At 73.4% G+C, this 1965-nt stretch carries 2 protein-coding genes; one reads left to right on the forward strand and one right to left on the reverse strand.

The features are described 5' to 3' along the window. Positions 1 to 1039, forward strand: a 1039-nt coding sequence (locus tag ER13_RS17130) for a HAMP domain-containing sensor histidine kinase (protein ID WP_035311297.1), incomplete at its 5' end; no start/stop codon positions are given. A gap of 4 nt (positions 1040 to 1043) precedes the next feature. On the opposite strand, the gene ER13_RS17135 is transcribed toward ER13_RS17130, so the two are convergent. Beyond that, positions 1044 to 1916: a hypothetical protein gene (locus tag ER13_RS17135; RefSeq protein ID WP_035311300.1), complete on the reverse strand. Its 873-nt coding sequence runs from the start codon at positions 1914 to 1916 to the stop codon at positions 1044 to 1046. Positions 1917 to 1965: the final 49 nt, after the last annotated feature.

Genomic DNA, 1965 nt, shown 5'->3' on the forward strand with positions numbered 1-1965 from the left:
GGTGAACCAGGGCCTGATCGCCGCCGTCGACGCCCCCGACCGCCCCGCCGTCGCCGCCGCGCTTCAGCGGGCCGCCGCCGGCCAGACGGCCGAGATCCTGTTCAGCCCCCGCCAGGCCCTGGACCGGCGCGTCGTCATGATCCTGCGGCGGTTCGACCACGGCCAGGATTCCGGCGGCGATTCCGGAGGCGACCCGCCGCGCCTGATCGCCCAGGCCTTCGACGGCACCGCCCAGTTCGCCCGTGAACTGGGCCTGGAGAGCGCCCGCGCCGAGGCCGAGGCCCAGAGCGCCGGCAAGACCCGCTTCCTGGCCAATATGAGCCACGAGCTGCGCACCCCGCTGAACGCCGTGATCGGCTTCGCCGACATCATGCGTCAGCGCCTGTTCGGCCCCCTGCCCGACCGCTACGCCGGCTACGCCGACTCGATCCATCAGGCGGGCGGCCATCTGCTGGACCTGATCAACGACGTGCTGGACCTGTCGAAGATCGAGGCCGAACGCTACGAACTGGCCCTGGAGTCCCTGGACGCGCGCGACCCCGTGTCGGCCGCCGTCGCCCTGGTCCGCGTCCAGGCCGACGACAAGGGGGTCGATCTGGCCCCGGTCCTGCCGTCCATTCCCCTGACGGTCCAGGCGGACGCCCGCGCCCTGAAGCAGATGGCGCTGAACCTGTTGTCGAATGCGGTCAAATTCACCCCGACCGGCGGGTCCGTCACCCTGACCCTGGACGGGGTCGGCCCCTATCTGGAGCTGGTGGTGTCGGACACCGGCGTCGGCATCGCGCCGGAGGATCTGCGACGGGTCGGCCGTCCGTTCGAACAGGCCGGGGGCGCCGACCAAAAGGCCCAGGGCACCGGCCTGGGTCTGTCGCTGGTCCGGTCCCTGACCGAACTGCACGGCGGCCGGATGAGCATCGACAGCACCCTGGGCGAGGGTACGGCCGTGATGGTGCGCCTGCCGGTCATCCCCATCGAACCGGTCGAGACGCGGGACGAGACGCGGGGCGAGGCGCCGGTCGAAGACCTCGTCGCGCCCTGACCGTCTAGGTCTGCCCCATCGACAGGAAGGCGCGGCCGGCGGCGAAGTCGCCGGTTTCGAAGGTCGAGCGGGCCACGCTGCCGTCGCGGAACAGGAATTCGACGGTGAAGATCTCGCGCGGATCCAGGGCCGACAGGGCGTCGGCCGCCGAGGTCGGGAAGACCCACATCTGGCCCGCCTCTCGCCCCTCGACCAGCAGACCGGCGGCCGCCGCCGAGACGCCCGAGGCCCAGACGGCGCGGCGCTGGGTCTGGGGCGGCAGTTCGCGCGCCAGCCAGGGCCGCGGCGCCACGGTCGCGTCGCGCATGACGATCCGCACCCCGGTCGGCCGTGACCGGCCCTGCCAGGACACCACGGCCGCCAGCTGGTCCGACCGGCCCATCCCGCCGACCATGCCGAACCGCACCGGCGAGGCGCCGGTCCGCGTCGCCTGCATCAGCCGCCAGGTGGGCCGGGCGTAGGCGGCGCGATCAGCGCTCCAGCCCGCCCGTTCGCCGGGAAAATTCATCCGCGCCATCCGCGACCAGCCGGAGAAGGCGTCGCGCACCCGGCCGCTGACCGTCTTCAGATCGGGGGAGTCGCACCGCGTCGCCGCCGCCCGCGCCCGCGCCCGCGCCGCCGTCTCGGCCAGGTCTCGGTCATTGCCGCCTGCGCGCAGGGCCGCGCCCCGCGCCTGCCAGGCGGCGGCGGTCAGGGCGGCGGTCAGCTGGGGCTGGAACAGGCCGCAGCGGGCGTTGGCGGCCAGGACGAAGCTGCGCTCATAGTATCGATCCGCCGGCGCCGCGCCCGCCATGCCCGGACCCGCCGCGACCGGGGCGGCGATCAGGGCGGCGGCGATCAGGGCTTGGGTTCGCCGGGTGGAAGAGCCTATTCTCATCCCCTGACCCTGGCACGTCCCGCCTTTGGGTCTGGTTTCCGTACAGGGT

This window comes from Brevundimonas sp. EAKA (assembly GCF_000698025.1).
GTDB lineage: Bacteria > Pseudomonadota > Alphaproteobacteria > Caulobacterales > Caulobacteraceae > Brevundimonas > Brevundimonas mediterranea_A.

Coding starts and splice junctions, on each gene's coding strand:
- ER13_RS17135 (WP_035311300.1), bottom strand. CDS start 1,916: ATGAGAATAGGCTCTTCCACCCGGCGAACCCAAGCCCTGATCGCCGCC.